This is a genomic window from Kurthia senegalensis, from assembly GCF_000285595.1.
Taxonomy (GTDB): Bacteria; Bacillota; Bacilli; order Bacillales_A; family Planococcaceae; genus Kurthia; species Kurthia senegalensis.
In genome coordinates this window covers 322,606-340,990 of sequence record NZ_HE611067.1, presented here as the reverse complement: position 1 = coordinate 340,990, position 18,385 = coordinate 322,606, and the positions used below count along the sequence as shown (strand labels likewise).

The following is an 18,385-nucleotide window of genomic DNA, read 5'->3' as shown; positions in this document are numbered from 1 at the left end:
ATTGTATAAAAGGTATAGACATTAAATGTCTATACCTTTTTTTATTTCATATAATACGTTTCATAACAAATACCTTACACCGATACATGCATGTATACTAACAAAAAAAGGGTACTGCCAGCTGACAGTACCCTTTTAATCGAGTTGTAAGACACATTGTCTGAGCCTCTTTTATTTTCTCCAAACGTCCGCATATTCTGGAATACGCTCAAATTGTCCTTTAGCAAAAGGACATAAAGGAATAATCGTTTTTTCTTCTGCACGTGCTTTTTCAACGACTGCTAACACTAATTTATTTGCAATCCCTTGTCCACGTAAAGAATCATCTACAAACGTATGATCAATAATAAAGAACTCGTCATTCGGTTGTGTAAATGTAATTTCAGCAACCATTTCGCCTTCATTTTCTAAATAAAAACGACCTTCTTCTTTTAGAAATTCTACCACTATACATCTTCCTTTCGAATATATTGTAAGGCCTTTGATGGACATGTATCAATCACACGTGCTACTTCATCGGCTTGTGCAGCATCAGCTAAAATCCAAGGCTTTCTTTTCGTATTAAATACGTTACCGTTACCACGAACACATTTAGCAGCGTGCTCGCACATAGAAGCATTAAAAAATACATCAATATTCTCGCCAGTATATTTACGGTATCCATCTTCTATTAATTGTTGTTCTGTCATAATCGATAACCCCCTCCTCCTTATTATGCCCCAACTTTAAAACATTTACACATACTTTTTACACGAGTTCATCAATTATTTGATATGCTAAACAGAAAAGGAGTTTTTCGATGAACTGGACTTTCATTGAACAAACGAAAAAAACTCGTCAACTTCAAGCCACCCGAACATTTCGTATAGGTGAAAAAATCATACGTGAAGGAACAATTGGTGGTACGATTGACGATAACAGCAAAATTAGTGAAGACTGTTGGTTAGATGCAAAATGTACGCTCGTAAAAAGTACCGTTACCGGACCGATCTTTGTAAGCAACTGTCAACTTTACGATACAACCGTTCAAGTTTCTGCATATTCTTCTATTGAAAATACGATTTTATACTATAGCACACTGAACTCTACACAATTATCAATTTATACAAATAGCCTTCACATAACAGCTTTACGTCTTCAAAGTGAACAATGTTTATTAAAAGCGACTGGGAAAATAATAGATTGTGCGCTACTTGGTGAACGATTTGACTTAACGATTGAAAACCTTCAACTCGCTGCTTTAACACTTCACATCACGACGGTTCAGTTAATTGCCCAAAAACTTTCTCTTATTCATACGACATTATATGCAACAAAATGGTATGCGAACAGCCTAACATGTCAAATTAAATATAGTACGCTGCATTGTCAAAAAATAGACATGTACGACTTCATCACATTACATCGTTGTGAATTAACGATGTCACATTTATGCATACGACAAAGTGATTACTCTAGTACACAACTATATGTCGATGAATGGCACAGCTTCACGAGCGAGTTAGACGATGTCATAATCATCCGTCCGACACTTCTCTTTTCTAGTACAGCGGAATATTTGGTTGGCTCAATGATTACCTTACAACAAGAGCAACAACTCCCTACACATTTGAACGGTAAAACGTTGAATCTATTAGATTTTATACATTAATACTTTTATCTTTTTATAAAAATATGCGAATAAAAGACATAAACTGTTTGAATTAATGTATTTTATCAATTGATAGGAAATAAATGTTTAATTTTTAGACGAAATGGTAAAATATATATCGTTGAAAGTGGGCGATTTATTTGAAAAGAATCATTAGAAAAGCAACACTACAAGACGCTGAACAACTTGCAGCGATCCAAGCTATTTGTCAATCTATCCAACCGACGACTCCTTCGAATCTCGAATTAGATGAAGCATTATGGAAAATCTATTTAACGAATCCGAATTATGCGGTCTATGTTATTGAAGATCGAATTGTTGTCGGTTTTATTGCATCACATTTTATTGAAACTACAAAAACAATTGCTATTTCGGAGCCCTTCATTTTGAATCGTTACGAAAAAACATTCGACCGAGATATGTTACACGATGCGATTACTTCGACCGTATATAACATAACAGACTAATAGCTACGTTTAAATGATTGTGCCAAAAAGGAGAACCCATATGAAGACATTTTCATTGCTGCATATCGACTCACAGTTATACCGACAAAATGAATTCGTTCATCATTATTTTGATGCCCAATTGTCTGCTCGCTATGATAGTAATTTTTTAGCGTTTAAACAATTACCGAATCTTACACAGTATCAACTGTATGAACTATATTTAACGAGCTTCCATAGCCTACATGGGATGAAACATATTAAATTTATTTGGCCTGAAAATGAAGAGCTTTCAGAAGTAGTTTCTTCCTATTTAACATCAAAGAAATATACGATTACAAAATTATACTTATATACAATGAATAGTACGCATTATCTACCAACTTCAACGAGCGTAGCAAAAATCCAAAAAGTGACAGATCAAACGATGACTTTTTATTTACACGCACAACAAGAAGAGAGTTTACGCTACGATTCCATTTTCGCAGAACAGAAGACATATTTGTTGCGTAAATTAATACGCTCGCCTCGTCATAAAATTTATACGGCAACGGTTGATTCACAACTCGTCGGTTCAATTACAGTGCATCTAAATAATCGAGGAATTGAACTAGACGATTTTTACGTACTTGATATGTTCCAACGACAGGGAATTGGTTCTGCATTACTTTCCGCAATTGTCGCTGACTTTCCAAATACATATATGATGCTCGTTACCGATGCTGCGGATACGGCAAAAGAAATGTATGAAAAATTAGGATTTGTGAATGATGGATTTCGTATAGAGTTCTTAAAGACCTTTTAAAGGCATTTTATACATTTATCAAAATATAAAAATATAGAAAAAGCCGTCGTTCAAAAGAACAACGGCTTTTTCTATGATTCCATCGTCATAAAACGATCAACATATTCCATAAATTGACTTGCACCATTTTTTTCACGATACACATCAACCATTAATTGTGTTAATTCACGAATTGTCATTTTGTAAATACGCGCATTATGACGAATTAAACGATAAATATTCGGATACACATGAATCGCACGTGAGGTAGACGTTACTTTAACAGCAGCCTGAACGCTCTCACGATGTTTTTCAACAAGTTGTTCAGATTTATGATCTTCGAAATACAATGTCAAAACAGCAACCATCATATTGAATTTAACGTCTTGGTCTTCTGCGATTTCTGCAATCGCATCTTTCGTATCAGGTGATACACCAATTGGGCGACGAACATCAGACGTATAGCGCGGACGTTCTGCATGGTAATTTAAATTCGGAATATCACGTTTTGTCATTTTTTTGTTAATGCATTTTGCGTAGAAGCCTTCTCAGCCTTTTTAGAGGCGTTTGGTTTCACTTTGTTAATATTTAATGCTGTTTTTGGTTTTAACCAATCATTGGGCATCTGAGGCACCTCCTAAACGATTTCTAGCGCTTTGCGATGTTTACGAATTAAACGTTGCATTGCACTAATGCTATATGGTGATGGTGTTTTCGCTAACCATTTCATTAATTGGCCAAATTGTTGTTCGAACAATGCATTGTCATCTTTACAATTTGAAAATAAACGAATGAGGTGACCTTGCAATGTTTTTCGTGGATCGTTTGATTTATAACCACGTAAACGTAATTTTTCAATATTTTGAAGTCCATGTTCTTCAATAGCTTCTTTCAAACGGAACAATTGCTGCTCTGAAAAATAAGCTTGTAAAGGCATTAAAATTTCTTGTGTGGCCACACGAATCGTATCTTCTGGAAGAGCCTCCATACGAATTAATAACTCTTGTGTGACTTCTTCAAACATTCGTAAAAAATCTCGGTTATCTTCCGTATCTTCAAAAAATAATTCTGGCATACGTTCATGTTCACGTACAACGTCTGCACGACGAATTTTCGAATCAAAAATTAATTGTCCAAAAAAGTCTTGCGCTGCATCGGCAACATATTTTTCTTCTTGCAAGTTTTGCGTTACAAAATACATGACAACGCCTAAATTATCCGCAACCGTATAGTCAGGTAAAAATTTTTGAGCACGTAAACTATGTTCATTACACATATCAAAAAATGGTTGTAACTTACGGAATGCTTTTTTCTCTGTTGACATAATACCTACGTAAAAATCTGAAGCAATAATCACATTCGTTACAAGATGCCCCGCACTCGGTGGAATATCAAATAAAATAAAATCATAATCATCTTCAACAGCTTGTAATATGTTACGAATATACGTTGTACCTTGAATTGATTCTGTCGTTTTCATACGAGATAAAAATGTTGAGAATTCTTCTAACAAAGAATTAGCAGGAATAAAGCTTAAATGATCTGTTACAGGAACGATTGCTTTTTTAATTGCAAATACATTATCGTTTTGTGCATAATCTTGAATCGCATCGTAAATCGTAAACATAGAACCTTCTTGTCCTTGTTCCATGCCTAAATCAATATTGAAATAATCACAAAAGAAATCGGTTGAATCTCCTTGATGGTCACAATCAATAACTAATACACGTTGTTCGTATTGTGTAGATAAAATATAGGCTGTCATATCAGTAATAGTCGTTTTACCGACACCACCTTTTACATTCCCAAAAAAAAGTTTAATTGCCATATGAACACCTTCCTTATGTACATTTGTATAATTTACTTTACACGAATTAATTTGTATAAATGCTTACAAATTGAGGGTTAATAGCAAATTATGAAGTTAGTAATAGTATACCATGTTTTTAAAATCAATGTGGTACCAGGTTGATTATGCACAGAATGTTTCACGTGGAACAAGGTATAAAAATATGTTTAGGCAGAGTGGACCAATAAAGTATCATGCCTTCGCCTTCGTTGTAAAAGGGATGAAATTTGATTGTATAAGCTCATATGATAATTTGAAATCATAGTTCGTTCATCAAATAAAAAGGCATAATAAGGATTTTCTTTTTGTTTTGCAATCCATTGTTTAATTAAATAGTGAATGAAAAGATCTTTTGTCGTGAATTTTGTTTTAGCATTGCGTCCAACGCCTTCAACAATTCGAATAATTTGTGATGTTTCATTCAATAATTTATTCAGTGTGCTTTTTGCGATTCCTAGTTCTGAGCATAGTTCTGTTTGAGATAATGTAACGAAAGGATTTTCTTTCGTTCCTTTTTGTGTTAAGAAAGAACAAATATCACATTCCCATTCTTTTATGTGTGAACGTACACGATCTTTACGTTCTTTTTTATGTTTATACCAGCCTGTTTTTCGTTGAATCGTAATCGGTTCATGATGATACGTGTCAAGTAGCTGTTGAATATAGTCTAATTGAGGACCCGTGTATTTACCTGAATAAGCAGATTGGCAAATGCGGCGTACCTCTGCATTTTTTAGTGGTTTGTGTAAAGATGAATTCCATTCATCGAGTAAATCAAATGTTTGATCGTAACGATCGCCATCTTGGTAGCAAGCAAGGGCAATTGTAAACATAGCGTTATTACGCCCCATTTGTCCTTTTGCACCGAGAATAGATGGATTTTGAATAATGGCTTGGAACCAGTCACTATTTTTCCAAACGCCTGTTGATGTCGACGACGCTTGCTTGAACAATAGACGGTCATGATTGTCATCGATGCGACTAGAAAAATCGATGAATTGTTGTACTGAATAAACGGTATCTAATTGACATGAAACGATATTTTGTTCGGTTGGAAGTCTGAAAAAACCAAAATCATTGCAATAAAGGTCGGCATCGACAGTTTGCAAGCTGCGTTTTAAATTTTCAGAAATACGTTTAGCAATTCGAAGGCTATACTGTTTATTTTTGGATGATAAGAAAAAAGGTTTTTCTAACATAAAATACAATTGGTAGCCACGCGTTGATTCAACGACAAGCGTCGGAACACCAATACTTTGATCCATTGATTCTAATAAAATCGCTTGTAAAGAATGTTCTTTCGTATCAATATCAACGACGAATGTATTAATTTGTAAAAGATTGTCTTCACTAAAGCCTGTAATCAGTTGACGCTTTTGATCACGATAATGAAATTGAGTAAATGGGTTAGGTGTGAAGTGACTTAATTGTGCACGATGTTTCACGAGTGCTTCAATGGATGTAAAAATCATTCCTTTGACTCCATTCGGATGCGCGAAGTCATGTTTGTCGCGCACAGCAAAAATACCGCCTTGATGCGTTGCAGCTTCAAGCGTGTTCATTTTCGTAACAAGCTCCTGTGGATAACTTGAGTTTTTTTGTTGAAATGCATGCAAAGACGATTGAAAAAGCTGTGTATAAATGCGCGTCATATCCATAATCTTCACCTCCGATTTTTAGTATAAGCAATAAAAATCGCGTGAATAATGAATAATGGTTTTTTGAATATATACTTGAGCCTTAGAGTCCCAACGGATTCGGGGATTTTTTTTGTAAAAAAAAAGCACTTATCCGACACATGTGGGCCACATTTTTGTACATTTGAATAATTTTTTTATGAGATGGATTCTCTCTAAAGCTTGATATGACAATGTTTTTGGACTATCAATAAAAAAACGAGCGACATATGTGGCGAGCGACACATGTGGTTGAACGGCATATGTGGGCCAAAAATGAATAGTGCAAATTGTTTTGAATAACTGTTATGACTGAATTTGTGAATTTGAATAATTTATTCGAGCGACATATGTGGGCCAAAAATATTTTTTGAATGACAAGTGTGGGCCACTTTTGAATAATTTTTTTGTTATTCGAGCGACATATATGGTCGATATTTGAATAATTGAATGTTATCGAGCACGTTTCATAGTACATTTATGATTTTTAAGGTATTCGAGCACATTTTGTGGGCCAAAAATGAATAAAATGTATAATTGAATAACATATGTGGGCCAAAAATGAATAATTTAAATCAGTCGAGCGACAAGTGTGGCTCACTTTTGAACAAATGAATATTGATGATTTTCGGTATTCGAGCGACAAGTGTGGCTCATTAATGAATAATTACATGAATATGAATAATTTTGATATACTAGCTATACAAATGATTAAAGAAAGGTGGTTTGTTATGAATTATGAACAATTACCACCAACGTTGCTCATAAAAAAAGAATGGAAACCGTTGGCAATTTGTGAGGTCGTTCAACCGTATTTTGTTAGTGAATATCCAGAACAAGTGATTGAATGGTCGGAAGATGCATATATGTTGAGTGTAGATGATGAATATGAGCCTTCATCTAGTTTTCAAAAATTGTTAAAAGTCATTAATGATGACTTTTTTGAATTACAGCCGTACAATAAATCAACTTTAGTCGAACGCGTTGAAAAAATATTGAATATGTTCGAATGAAAATTGAACCGTTATTAAAACAAACATCTAAAAATAAAAGTACGCCGAAAAATGAATCGGATAAAAAGAAACGGTCGGCTGAAAAAAAGCTTGATAACAAAGCTAAAGAAGAAATTACTAAAAAACCGATTAAAAAAATTAAAAAAGTGGAGCAAGTAAAAGAGGATTTGCAAGAAATTCAACAATCACTAGAATTGGAACAAGTAGAAGACGTACCAGTAGAGCTCGTACATGTAGAAATCGAGCAACCAGTGGAACGGATTATTGAAAAAGAACATTTGTATTCTAATTCAAGTTCAACTTTTCAAATTTTACGTGATCTCGTAACGAAACCGGATTTTGCAAAAAATGAACACGGTACATATGCGAAAGACATCGTCGGTATGGATGGTAGCTTACAAGGTCAGGCTGAAATTCGTACGAACGAGGAAATTCAGCGTTTGCCTGCAGATACAGTCGAGAAGAAAAAAGTGTGGTTCTCTTTAATGGAGTCGGCTATTACGTCATTAGATGAATTATCGGCGGATTTATTCGATTTGATTTCATATTTATGGATGGTTAGCGGGAAAAATTCCGAAGGGTATATTCATTTTGAAAGTGATGAGGCATTGAAATTAAAATACGCGGATCCTTATCGTCAGTCATTTAAAACACGAGAACGTGAACGTTTTGCTATTATGAAGCGCGTTGCGGCACTTTCAAGTGTTTGGATTGCTGTAGAAAATGACGATTTTATTATCGTCAATGAAGCGAATTTAGAAGACCGTACAGAATATGATTTAACGAACTTTCAACCGATGTTCCAAATTGGATCGCTTGAAATGGCATATGATAAAAAAACAGGTGAAGCGAAAGGGATTTATTCTTTAACGATTAAACCTTCTTCGTTACTTGCTTATTATTTAACGGATAATACTCAGTCGTTTGGCTATTTAGATTATAAAGTGTTCCAATATAATTATTATCAAAAACGCCCACATAAACGACTCGTTCGCTTTTTGAATTATGAATGGAAAGTCAGAAGTGAAGATTTACTCACACCGTATACGGTCCGAGAACTTCATCGAGCAATGGATTTGAATCCACGCTATACAGGTGCCAAATCTAAAGAAAAACTTGAACAAGTGTTAGATGATTTGATGAAAGATTCCGTTGTGAAAAATTGGTACTATGAAACGCCAATTGATGATGAAGAAATTGCGTTGAAACGGTATTGGTACAAAAACGAGTGGATGGACATTAAAATTATTATTTTACCACCAGATGTTGTCGTAGATGAAAATCGTAAACTTTTAAGTCCACAAACGATTTCTTCTGAATTGTTTATCGAAGCGAAGCAAGAAAAACAAAAAGTTACGTTATCACCAGAAGTGATTAAAGAAATTAAAGAAATTCGAAATATTTCTTTAACGATTATCGCAGAAGAAGCAAATGTTTCATATAGTGCAGTGCAGCGCTATTTAAAAACAGGTAAAACACCGAAGAAACTCGATACAATTAAACAACTCGAAAAATGGATCAATGAATGGTACGTATTAACGAGGGATGAATCATAAAATAAAAGAGGACCGTACACTAAGCGTACGGTCCTCTTTGTATATCAACAAATTATTATTTTACATAGTAAAAAATTATATTTTTATAAATCGATAATTGTATAAAAAGCAAAAGTCAGAATACGAACAAGTATGGCATGAAAATGAATAATGAATACGAGGCAAATCATTTGATAGACACTTATGACATAAAAGTGAATAAGTGAATAATGGCGAAGAAAGGAGAGAGTGTGTATATTTTTTGCAAAGCAGTGTAATTCGCTGGAATAGTGAATCTATATAATAGGTAGAAACTCAAAATATAAAAATATTAATTCATAAAAATATAATTGTATAAAAATATAATTTTAGACGTTTGTTATATAACAAATAGACGCTCGTTAATAATATTTTTTCTGTTTCATAATAAAAAATATCTACTTTAATCATAAAATTCCTTTTGAAAACGTTGAAAAATACTCGGTTTTGATTTTTTTGATTTAAAAATAACAAAAAACAGTTAATATTTGATTTATAAAGAAAAAACAACATGAAAGAGCGAATAGGAGGTTTCTTTATTATGAAAGAAATGAATAACGTACGTATTTCGGTGGCAGATCCATCAGGAATTGGTTTATTCGGTTTAGCGATTGTGACACTTGTTGCATCATCACAAAAACTTGGATGGACAGAAGGATTAGGTTTTGTCTTACCGTGGGCCATTTTCTTAGGTGGCTTTGCACAATTATATGCGTCTATTTTAGATTCTAAATTAAACAATACATTCGGTGCAACGGCATTCGGTGCATACGGATTTTTCTGGTTAGCAGTAGGTGGAAGCTGGATGGCTCAAGCAGGATTGTTAGGCGAAAGCTTTGCAAATGTGGATCCACATCAATTAGGAATCGTATACTTAGGGTACTTAGTGTTTACTGTATTTATGACAATTGGTGCGTTAGAGACGAATAAAGTATTATTCTTTATTTTCTTCTTAATCAATTTCTTATTCTTAGGTTTAGGTTTAAGTTCATTAGGTATTATGGAAAACTTCATGCATGCAGTAGCTGCTTGGTCTGAATTATTAGTCGGTGTATTAAGCGTATATGGTGCAGGTGCAAACGTATTAAATAAACATTTTGGCTTCAACTTTATGCCGATTGGTAAACCATTTGGTATTATTTCAAAAGAGCGCTACGTAGCTAAAAAAGCAGCTCAAAAAGAAGAACAAGTTTCTCATTAGTAAACAGAAAAAAGGCAGTCATGTTAAAAAGCGTGACTGCCTTTTTATGTGCTTCTTTTTACTAGTATGAAATGAAAAGGATTGCCGATTAGAAATTGTTAGGAAATGACTAAATGAACTACTCATTTTTCAAAGTTGTTACTGTTTCAATGTTTCTTGAAATAAGTGTATAGGCGATGTAGGAGACTTTTTTATAAAAGATAATAGTAAGAGTAGTTCAACAATAACAATCAATATTTAATGACTGTAACGGTAGCAGAAGTGATAGATAAAGTACAAACAACGTATAATTTCAAATGTCCAAATCAAATAGTTTATCATTTAATTTATTTCATGCGATTCATATGTCTTCAAAAAAATTTGCGCTGCTAGGATGCTATGAACTACCGAACTTCCGCAAATGAATCAAATCATGCTATGATAAGAATAGGTTGAAAAATAATTATATTTTAATAAAATCATAATAATATAATTGTATAAAATTAATAAGGGGTGTGTTTTTTGGTTAAAGCTTGGCGAGATTTTAAAGAAACGTACGCAAACGCATTTATTCAATATGCAATTATTAGTGTCATTATTGCTGTAGCAACGTTTGTCGGGTTAAAAATAGCGAATGTAGATCCAGTCGTAATTACGAAACAATTGATTACGATGCTCGGTGGGCAAGAAGCACTTGAAGAGTTTCAACGGGCGAATGAACATGAAATGTTTTTCACTCTTTTTCTAAACAACTGGGGTGTATGTTTTAAAGTTTTATTATTTGCACTCATTCCATTTCCAATTTATTTATTCATTTACTTCGTTAACAGTGCAATGCTCGGCATGGTCGCCTATATGATGGCTGTGAACGGGCAAAGTGTTTTACAAGGATTTGTATTCGGTATTTTGCCACATGGAATCGTGGAATTGCCGACGATTATTTTAGCAGTTGTCGTAGCGATGAAATTAAATAATGCGATGTTCAAATGGATTTTTTCAAAGTTCAAATCACCAGTATTGAAAGAGCAAGGCAAGAAAGCAATTCGACAATTTATCTTTTTCATGACACCAGGTATGTTAATTGCGGGTCTTATTGAAAGTTATATTACGCCTTATCTTATGCACTGGGGAATAAAATAACAGAGGCAGTCACATTAATGTGGCTGCTTTTTTACGTACGCGCAAAATTGTTTGAAAATTGGAATTATTAATCAATTGAACAAATACATTCCAATTGTTTTTTGGTATGATAAGAAAGTGAAGACAAATTAAGTTCATTTAATTAGTATAAAAAAATAAAAATATAAAATAATAAATGTATAAAAAATTGGAGTGATTACGTGTATAAGGTTTTTTCTTCCCAACGATTTGTTCAAATTTGGGTAATACTCGGTTTTTTAATTGTTTTATGGCAAATAGTTATCGCGTGGATACAACCCGAAGAACAAAGAATAGCACAGCCTATTTTTTGGGGTGTTGGTCAATTATTGTTACTACTAAGTATAAATCTTTATTCGAATAAAAAAGGACGCCTTGCCAGCTTACTCGGCCTCTTTGCAGCAATTAGTCTTCTTGCAGCACAAAGAACGTCTGACTTTAACGCAAATTTATTTACATATATTTTTGTTTTATTTTTTGTATTGGCATCGTTTCATTAACGAATTATGTTCATTTAAAAAAGCAAAGCGACATGATTATATAGTGATTTCGATTCTTATCATTGGCGTATTTTTTTATTTATATAGTAAAGATACGATTCATTTCCCTATGACGACAATCGAAGTTTTTCAGATGATCAATAGTATTGGTATTCAACTGCTGGCCTATTATTTTCTCGTTCGAGGTATTAAGCGTTGTTGGCAGTGGTTACTCGTTTATTATACGAGCACGATTATCGTGAATCTTTTTGCGATGAATGAACCTTCGTTTGAATGGTCCCAAATGACGATTATCATGATGCTATTTGCTATTTTGTATTTCTTCATTAGTTTGAAAGGGTTCATCGTAAGTCGAGATCGAAGTCGAGTGAAAGTAGCACAATAAATAAAAAGAGGCTAGGTAACCGTTGTTCTCCGTTTCGACTGATGCTTTTCTCGTGCACGACTTCATGTGATTTTTTGCGAGGTGCAAAAAAATGGATATTTCGCTCGTGCTGTTCCTATAGAAGTCGCATCCAAAATGAAGACAATATGAGTGCTTTTCATATTTACCATCTCATCGAAAGTGAAAAATGAAATGGGCCTCATCTGTGCGGCAACAAAATTAAGAATATATGCCATATGGGAAGGGGCTTTCCTAATTTGTGCATAACAATAAAGAAGGGGATGTCCAATTCGACATCCCCTTCTTTATTAATGGCTGATCTTCTTCTTTTTTATACGATTAGGTTTTACTGTGTTATTTTTTTGATTTCATTTCTTTTTTCAAAAAGTCATTGAATAGTTCTTTTACTTCATCTTGGCTCGTTAAGTCTTTAATGAAAGTCGACACATCTTTGCCTTGTAATTTTTGTTTGGCAATCCGATAAGATATTTCAGATACGGTAAAGCCGAGTGAAACGGTAATGGCGGTTGCGACACTACCGTTAATGACTGAACCGGCTCCCGGTATAAACTTAGCTAGTTGTCCGACGAGATAACGCCCTAAATTACTAATGAGTGTTCCAGCTCCTAATGCACCGACCATCATTTGAATGGATTCAAAATCATTTTCTAAATCATATTGTTTCATAATACGGCGAATCATTGTTCCTTGGTTTGCTAATAAAATCGGACCGTCTGCAAATGGAATCGGTGTAAAGCCGACTGCGAAAGAAGCTGACGCATGTTGGCGAATGGCTTTATTCACTTCTTTTTTATTAAGTCGATATTGAAATGCTGTGCACGTAAAAAGGCGTATTTTACAGAAGGTTCGATTTGTTCAAACGTCCAATCAATTAACGCATTCATTTGAAAGTTTTGCTGCGCGTCCATAATTGTCGATACGTAAAAATGAGGAATGTCGATTGCGTCTAAAATTTGTTCCATTTGTTGCAAATCATCTAATGTGGATGCATCTGCTTTCGTAAAGATGACGGTAATCGGTTTACCTGTTTTTTTGAATTCATTAATCATCGCCAAATCCATGTCCGTTACGCGACTATTAGGTGCAGAAATACAATACCAAATCATATGAATTTGATCTTCTATTTTTTGGTGACGATCGGTCATATAGTGATGCATTTCACGTAAGAAACGTTCATGTTCTTCACTCGCAATCTCATACCCTTTCGTATCGAATAATGAGATCGGCATGCCATCGACCGTATAACGTGTCGTTTGTTGCGTGACGGGTTTTCCGACACCTACTTCCGAAAAGTCGACATTGAAAACTTTGTTTACGAGTGCAGATTTACCAGCCCCTGTTGCGCCAACGACTAAAATATTCGCATGTCCATCTTCTTTTAAAAAGGAATGCATCGCTTTTTCTATTTGTTGTTCCATTAGTTGCTGTTTATTCATAATGAGTCTCCTTACTTAATTGTTGAATTCGTTGAATCGTTGCTGCTTGAATAGTTGATTCAAGTTGTTTTAATTGGTTCGACATTTTTTTATCGTACGTGGCACCGATGTCTAACGGTGTTTGTTTTAAGAACGTCGTTTTAATGAATTGTTCGACAGATGAAACCCATTCTTCGAAAGTGGATACTTTGATCGGTCGAATCGTTTGTTTACTTCGTCTTTTGTTGGATAGTTGCAACGCTTGGTCGTATGCATTCATCGCAAGTGATACTTCTTTTTCGATCGTAGACGGAATGACGTCTTCAAAAAATTGTTTCCCTTTTTGTTTGGATAATTTTGTTGCTTCACTTGCTGACGAGCATTCAGAAATAGCGCGTCGGTCTACTGTTTGAATATGTTGTTGTAGCACGAATTGAATGCGTTCAGGTAAACGATTTTCAAGCATCGTTAAATAATTTAATTGCATTTCATGAATGAGTGCTTCTTTGCCGATTTGTTCGATTTTTTCACCAGATAGTAAAGTTTGTGACACGCTATTAACTGGAATAATCGGTACATTTTTGCCGAATTCAAGTTGTAGCGTTTGTTGCAATGCTTGAATCGTTTCAGTAGGGACGAGTGATGTTTTCGTAAGAGCAACCATCACATTGATTTTTTGTCGTTGCAACATTTTAATAATACTTAAATCAAAATCTTGAATTCTGCTCGTCGCAGCAGAAATACAATAGACGGCAATATGCACCCAATCGGCAACGTCTGTTTCATAATTATGCTGCTTTAAAAATTGCTCGAATTGTCGTTGCCATATTTCGGCTTTCCCTTGTTCGATTCCCCATGAATCAATTAAAGAAACCGGTACGTTATTTAATAGTAGATTCTCTTTGAAAAAACCTTGCTCTGTTACTGGTTTACCAGCCCCTGTTGCTCGCTTAGGCGAATCAAATAAGTAATTAATTAAAGATGATTTCCCTACGCCAGTTTGACCAATGAGTGCGACGTTTAAATAATGTGTTTTATTCGGTGGTTGTAGTGCCATTTTGACCGGTGCCATATATGCATCGATGAGTTGTTGAATTTCTTGATTTTGTTGGAATGTCGTCAAGACGTCTTTTTCAAACGTTTCGGCAATTTGAATCGTCGACTTATGCAATTTTTTTTGTAATTTATTTGGAATCGATACTTTTTTTAATTGTTTTTGAATGAGGCGGTCTTCACTAGAATGATGGACTCGCTGCTCAAGTGCATAAAAGGCAATTTGAGGTGAGAGAGGCAGTAATAATTTCTCCGCCACATTGTGGAAAATCGTCGGTAATTCTTGACGTAAAAATTGTTGTTTATAAGCAACGGCTAATTCATCTGCTTTTGTCGTACGCCACATTTTAGAAAGTTTCCACGTATAAGGGTCTAGCTTATTTTGAATTGATAGCGTGATGCGACTTTGAAAATACGTGCGAACGACAATCATGTACGCATCAAATAAAACAGATTGTAATTGAACACTATTTGATCTCGGTGCAATTAAAAAGTGTTTCGGCAAATTTTCTGGTATGACAGAGATGTCATCATATAAAAGAACGACCGGCATTTTCTTGCCGATTTGTTGTAACCAATTATTTTGAGCAGTCGTTAATTGTTGCTGAATATTTGCAACTGCAACTTGTGCCGTATGTGAATCTGATGTTAACGGGATTTGACCGACGTGATCAAATGGAACACTTAAACGAGAACTTGTATTTTGTTGAATTAATGCGAGTTTTGATAAATCCATAGTCATCACCATTTTCATTTAGTATGTGTACGTATTCTACGTATAGCCACTTCATTTTGTTTCATTTGAATGAAAAATAATAAAACTACAAAAATATAAAATGATATTTTTATAGTTTTATTATTTTATATTTGTATAAAATAAGATTTTTATAATGATAGATGAATATATAATTTGTGAGGAATACATAAATTTATAATAGGGAGGTTTGTTTGTATTAGAAAGAAGTATGGAGGAATATGGTCGGATCTTATGTACGAATAGACGAATTTGTTCAGTACGGTATGTACATATGTATAGAAGTGTTTTGAAAAAATATCGTAAAAGATACGTATTATATATTCAGAAGAAACAATGGAACCTATTTATGCGATGTGTCATTTCCTTTACGTAAAACGGAAATAAGTGCGCAAAATGAAAAAATAGCCCCAACAAAATAAGCGATTGCCATAGCGTATGTGAAGGAATTTTTGAAGGCAAGTCCGACAAATAAGGCGACAAACGATAGGGTGAGAAATAACGCAGTGAAATTCATTGTTAAAAACCTCCTTATTGTAGAGAAAGTATACTATAAATTAATGAAAAACGGTAGAGAGGATAGATGGAACTGTAAAAAGTTTGAATGAAAATGACTAGTTTTTGGATATAAAAGGAATTGTCCTAAGTTTAGAACGCTTTTGCATAGCATAAAGTTCGAATTTGTTAAAATGAATATCACTTCTTCAATAAAAGATGATTTTCATGATAGTAGCGATTAAAAATAGAATAGTTTCATACAGTAAACGAAGGCTCCTTGTTAATTAAGATAGCCGTAGTTTACGAATTAATCATCTTCTGCAGTATCCATTTTTTCAACAATCATTTGCACAAACTGTTCTTTATAATTTGTGTATGCATGAATGCCGTGTAAGTCCGTTGTGAAAAATGATTTTTTGAGCGCTTCATATTCTTTTTTAGTTGTAGAATGTGCGTTTAAATAATTTCTAAAAAAGAGAAGTTCGTTCCATTTTTGTTTTTCAAAATCAACGATATGAATAAAATGCGTCTTCGCCTCAAACGTGTCGTCTGTAAATTTTGCACAGACGATTTCATGAGGACGCTTCACTTTTAGTTCGTAAAATCCTGCTCGTTGTAATCGTTTGAAAAATGTTGCATCGAGTGTGCGTATATCCGGAACACCGAGTAAAATATCAATTACGGGCTTTGCAGAAATACCTTCAATTGACGTACTACCGATATGTTCAATCGGCATATGTTCGTTACCGATAGCTTGTAAAATAGCTTGCTTCGCTTCGTCAAATAATTGTTTCCACGTAGGATCGAAAGGGACGAGTGTGACCTCATTATGTTTTAAACCGAGTGGCATAAAATAACCTCCATTTCTTTGTATAATGCTTATATTACAATGGATTTCGAGTCAAAAGTAGTCTGTTAATAAATTGAAATAAATGGTAAAATATAATAAAGTATTTTGACGATAGAGGTATGTAGTTTGAATTTATTTTTTCTATGTCTGTCGACACTTATCGTACTGTATATCGCAGGAAATGCTTATTACATTGCGTTTAAGCGATACGATGAAGAGGATGATTTTACGTTTAATGGATTCACGACAATCGAATTTATTTTCGATATGTTATTAGTAATCGCAGAAAAAATTTCTCCACAATCCATTTATATATACGTATTTAAAGTATTTTCATTTTTATTTGGCTCCATTTTCCTAAGCGCAGGAATCCTTTTATGGATGCTATTTTATTAGTGGAAAAATAAAAGCGTACAGCATTATTTAGCTGTACGCTTTTTTTATCGTTATTTAGGAATGTTTACGTAAGGGTCTCGTACTGAATTAGTACGGATTTGTACCGAGAATCGTCGCTTGTTTCACGTAAATACGATTTGGTAATGTTAATTGATGTACGATGACTTCTGCTAAATCTTCTGGATGCATCATGCGATCTTCTTTTGAAGCATCGATGAGGCCCGAGTTACGTGCTAATTCTGTCACGACTGTACTTGGTGCAAGTGCCGTTACACGAATATTGTTGCGACGTACTTCTTGTGCAAGAGATTCTGTTAAACCGATGATTCCGAATTTTGCTGCTGAGTAAGCAGTTGAAGTAGCAGCACCATTTAAGCCATTCGTTGAAGAAATGTTAATGATGTCGCCTTCATTTTTCTCGATTAATTGAGGAAGGACGGCGTGTGTGACGAAGTAAGTTCCTTTAATACCTGTGTCGACAATTTTAAGCCATGTTTCAGAATCTTGTTCGACTAATTTACCGAAGCCACCCATACCAGCATTATTAATTAAAATATCTGCTGTGCCAAGTTGTTTCGTTAAAGATTCAATCGCTGATTCCACTTCTTCTTGATTCGTAACGTCGGCTGCAGCGAAAGCTGCTTTCCCACCATTTGCATTGATTGCATTCGCTACTTCTTCAATTTGTGCTGTTGTGCGAGCTAATAGACCTACTGATACGCCTTCTTTTGCTAACGCTTCAGCTACTGCGCGACCAATGCCACGTCCAGCACCTGTTACAAAAGCTACTTTTCCTTGAATTGATTGTGCCAATTGACTCACTCCTTCTCTGTTCTACTCATATTATATACTTTTCTCCCTTTTTTCAAAAACGAATGCTTTTAGGTTTTAAATAATAAAAATTTGTCAATTAATGATGTAGATAGTAAAAAAGATAATAACACGGATGTATAAAGGGAACGGAGGAAGAAAACTAATGAAAATTCAAAAAATAACGACTGTAAATAAAAACATGCATATTGAATTTTCACAAAGTGAATGGACCGCTTTATGTGATTTTTTGAGACGTTCGAATGTAAAGGAAACTGTTGCAGATAAACTACTATCGATTGACATTCAAATTCAACGACAACAAGCATACGAATACAAGCAACAACGTTGTAAAACGAATTAAGGAGATGA

General features: G+C 34.4%; 22 protein-coding genes. 11 read left to right on the top strand and 11 right to left on the bottom strand.

All coding sequences use genetic code 11. The features are described from left to right. Positions 1–171: 171 nt before the first annotated feature. Together KSHG_RS11440 and KSHG_RS11435 are read right to left on the bottom strand one after the other, a co-directional pair. The gene (locus KSHG_RS11440; RefSeq protein ID WP_042231869.1) at positions 172–492 is read right to left on the bottom strand and encodes a GNAT family N-acetyltransferase; all 321 of its coding nucleotides are present in this window, start codon (positions 490–492) and stop codon (positions 172–174) included. Continuing rightward, positions 447–689: a (4Fe-4S)-binding protein gene (locus KSHG_RS11435; protein WP_010306416.1), complete on the bottom strand. Its 243-nt coding sequence runs from the start codon at positions 687–689 to the stop codon at positions 447–449. Before KSHG_RS11435 ends, KSHG_RS11440 begins: the two co-directional genes overlap by 46 nt. A 110-nt stretch (positions 690–799) precedes the next feature. On the opposite strand from KSHG_RS11435, the gene KSHG_RS11430 reads away from it, so the two are divergent. The 3 genes from KSHG_RS11430 to KSHG_RS11420 all read left to right on the top strand — a co-directional run bounded on the left by KSHG_RS11430 (position 800) and on the right by KSHG_RS11420 (position 2,902). After that, entirely contained in the window at positions 800–1,651 is an 852-nt protein-coding gene (locus KSHG_RS11430; protein WP_010306412.1) for a hypothetical protein, read from the top strand. 140 nt (positions 1,652–1,791) lie between these two features. Then, complete coding sequence (locus KSHG_RS11425) at positions 1,792–2,118, top strand: GNAT family N-acetyltransferase (protein ID WP_010306409.1); 327 nt, start codon at positions 1,792–1,794, stop codon at positions 2,116–2,118. A 40-nt stretch (positions 2,119–2,158) separates the two neighbouring features. Further along, on the top strand, positions 2,159–2,902 hold the full coding sequence (locus tag KSHG_RS11420; RefSeq protein ID WP_010306403.1) for a GNAT family N-acetyltransferase: 744 nt from the start codon (positions 2,159–2,161) through the stop codon (positions 2,900–2,902). A gap of 71 nt (positions 2,903–2,973) precedes the next feature. Here KSHG_RS11420 and KSHG_RS11415 read toward each other — a convergent pair whose 3' ends face one another. The 3 genes from KSHG_RS11415 to KSHG_RS11400 all read right to left on the bottom strand — a co-directional run bounded on the left by KSHG_RS11415 (position 2,974) and on the right by KSHG_RS11400 (position 6,388). Beyond that, the gene (locus KSHG_RS11415; RefSeq protein WP_010306398.1) at positions 2,974–3,396 is read right to left on the bottom strand and encodes a hypothetical protein; all 423 of its coding nucleotides are present in this window, start codon (positions 3,394–3,396) and stop codon (positions 2,974–2,976) included. A gap of 122 nt (positions 3,397–3,518) precedes the next feature. Then, positions 3,519–4,709 (bottom strand): ParA family protein, encoded by a 1,191-nt coding sequence (locus KSHG_RS11405; protein WP_010306393.1) that lies wholly within the window; start codon positions 4,707–4,709, stop codon positions 3,519–3,521. Between the two features lie 188 nt (positions 4,710–4,897). Beyond that, entirely contained in the window at positions 4,898–6,388 is a 1,491-nt protein-coding gene (locus KSHG_RS11400; RefSeq protein WP_010306389.1) for a primase C-terminal domain-containing protein, read from the bottom strand. 749 nt (positions 6,389–7,137) lie between these two features. Here KSHG_RS11400 and KSHG_RS11395 point away from each other — a divergent pair. From KSHG_RS11395 to KSHG_RS11370, 6 genes are all read left to right on the top strand, one after another. Further along, the gene (locus KSHG_RS11395) at positions 7,138–7,419 is read left to right on the top strand and encodes a hypothetical protein (protein WP_010306386.1); all 282 of its coding nucleotides are present in this window, start codon (positions 7,138–7,140) and stop codon (positions 7,417–7,419) included. Then, a complete protein-coding gene (locus KSHG_RS11390; protein WP_010306381.1) occupies positions 7,416–8,975 on the top strand; it encodes a helix-turn-helix domain-containing protein in 1,560 nt (519 codons plus the stop codon). The genes KSHG_RS11395 and KSHG_RS11390 overlap by 4 nt, the downstream gene beginning before the upstream one ends. Positions 8,976–9,534: 559 nt before the next feature. After that, a complete protein-coding gene (locus KSHG_RS16915; protein WP_010306376.1) occupies positions 9,535–10,194 on the top strand; it encodes an acetate uptake transporter in 660 nt (219 codons plus the stop codon). A gap of 501 nt (positions 10,195–10,695) precedes the next feature. Further along, positions 10,696–11,313, top strand: coding sequence for a stage II sporulation protein M (locus KSHG_RS11380; protein ID WP_010306374.1), 618 nt, complete (start codon positions 10,696–10,698; stop codon positions 11,311–11,313). 200 nt (positions 11,314–11,513) lie between these two features. Next, positions 11,514–11,831 (top strand): hypothetical protein, encoded by a 318-nt coding sequence (locus KSHG_RS11375; protein WP_010306370.1) that lies wholly within the window; start codon positions 11,514–11,516, stop codon positions 11,829–11,831. 133 nt (positions 11,832–11,964) lie between these two features. Next, a complete protein-coding gene (locus KSHG_RS11370; protein ID WP_147630537.1) occupies positions 11,965–12,216 on the top strand; it encodes a hypothetical protein in 252 nt (83 codons plus the stop codon). Positions 12,217–12,570: 354 nt separating this feature from the next. On the opposite strand, the gene KSHG_RS11365 is transcribed toward KSHG_RS11370, so the two are convergent. The 5 genes from KSHG_RS11365 to KSHG_RS11345 all read right to left on the bottom strand — a co-directional run bounded on the left by KSHG_RS11365 (position 12,571) and on the right by KSHG_RS11345 (position 16,807). Next, positions 12,571–13,020 (bottom strand): YcjF family protein, encoded by a 450-nt coding sequence (locus tag KSHG_RS11365; RefSeq protein WP_026022588.1) that lies wholly within the window; start codon positions 13,018–13,020, stop codon positions 12,571–12,573. Then, entirely contained in the window at positions 13,017–13,673 is a 657-nt protein-coding gene (locus KSHG_RS11360) for a GTPase family protein (RefSeq protein ID WP_026022587.1), read from the bottom strand. Before KSHG_RS11360 ends, KSHG_RS11365 begins: the two co-directional genes overlap by 4 nt. Beyond that, a complete protein-coding gene (locus KSHG_RS17625; protein WP_010306360.1) occupies positions 13,666–15,441 on the bottom strand; it encodes a GTPase domain-containing protein in 1,776 nt (591 codons plus the stop codon). Before KSHG_RS17625 ends, KSHG_RS11360 begins: the two co-directional genes overlap by 8 nt. 361 nt (positions 15,442–15,802) lie before the next feature. Further along, complete coding sequence (locus tag KSHG_RS18390; RefSeq protein WP_154646908.1) at positions 15,803–15,976, bottom strand: hypothetical protein; 174 nt, start codon at positions 15,974–15,976, stop codon at positions 15,803–15,805. Positions 15,977–16,264: 288 nt separating this feature from the next. Then, a complete protein-coding gene (locus tag KSHG_RS11345) occupies positions 16,265–16,807 on the bottom strand; it encodes a GrpB family protein (RefSeq protein WP_010306357.1) in 543 nt (180 codons plus the stop codon). Between the two features lie 126 nt (positions 16,808–16,933). Here KSHG_RS11345 and KSHG_RS11340 point away from each other — a divergent pair, with 126 nt between their 5' ends. Continuing rightward, the gene (locus tag KSHG_RS11340; protein ID WP_010306354.1) at positions 16,934–17,203 is read left to right on the top strand and encodes a hypothetical protein; all 270 of its coding nucleotides are present in this window, start codon (positions 16,934–16,936) and stop codon (positions 17,201–17,203) included. 87 nt (positions 17,204–17,290) lie between these two features. On the opposite strand, the gene KSHG_RS11335 is transcribed toward KSHG_RS11340, so the two are convergent. Next, on the bottom strand, positions 17,291–18,016 hold the full coding sequence (locus tag KSHG_RS11335; RefSeq protein ID WP_010306352.1) for a 3-ketoacyl-ACP reductase: 726 nt from the start codon (positions 18,014–18,016) through the stop codon (positions 17,291–17,293). Positions 18,017–18,179: 163 nt separating this feature from the next. Here KSHG_RS11335 and KSHG_RS11330 point away from each other — a divergent pair, with 163 nt between their 5' ends. Next, positions 18,180–18,377 carry a hypothetical protein gene (locus tag KSHG_RS11330; RefSeq protein ID WP_010306349.1) on the top strand — a complete coding sequence of 66 codons (198 nt, stop codon included), beginning with the start codon at positions 18,180–18,182 and terminating at the stop codon, positions 18,375–18,377. The last annotated feature ends 8 nt before the right edge of the window (positions 18,378–18,385 follow it).